Here is a 604-nt window from a genome sequence, read left to right on the forward strand (position 1 = left end):
GGGCGAACAGCCCAACCCTTGGGACCGACTACAGCCCCAGGATGCGATGAGCCGACATCGAGGTGCCAAACCTCCCCGTCGATGTGGACTCTTGGGGGAGATAAGCCTGTTATCCCCGGGGTAGCTTTTATCCGTTGAGCGATGGCCCTTCCATGCGGAACCACCGGATCACTAAGCCCGACTTTCGTCCCTGCTCGACTTGTAGGTCTCGCAGTCAAGCTCCCTTGTGCCTTTACACTCTGCGAATGATTTCCAACCATTCTGAGGGAACCTTTGGGCGCCTCCGTTACCTTTTAGGAGGCGACCGCCCCAGTCAAACTGCCCACCTGACACTGTCTCCCCGCCCGATAAGGGCGGCGGGTTAGAAGGTCAATACAGCCAGGGTAGTATCCCACCGATGCCTCCACCGAAGCTGGCGCTCCGGTTTCCAAGGCTCCTACCTATCCTGTACAAGCTGTACCAACATTCAATATCAGGCTGCAGTAAAGCTCCACGGGGTCTTTCCGTCCTGTCGCGGGTAACCTGCATCTTCACAGGTACTATAATTTCACCGAGTCTCTCGTTGAGACAGTGCCCAGATCGTTGCGCCTTTCGTGCGGGTCGG

At 57.1% G+C, this 604-nt stretch carries 1 rRNA gene; it reads right to left on the reverse strand.

Annotated elements, in window-relative coordinates:
- Positions 1 to 604, reverse strand: a 23S ribosomal RNA gene (locus tag SB816_RS29750); the annotation flags it as partial.

The organism is Achromobacter sp. SIMBA_011, from assembly GCF_046535435.1.
Classification (GTDB): Bacteria; Pseudomonadota; Gammaproteobacteria; order Burkholderiales; family Burkholderiaceae_B; genus Achromobacter; species Achromobacter dolens.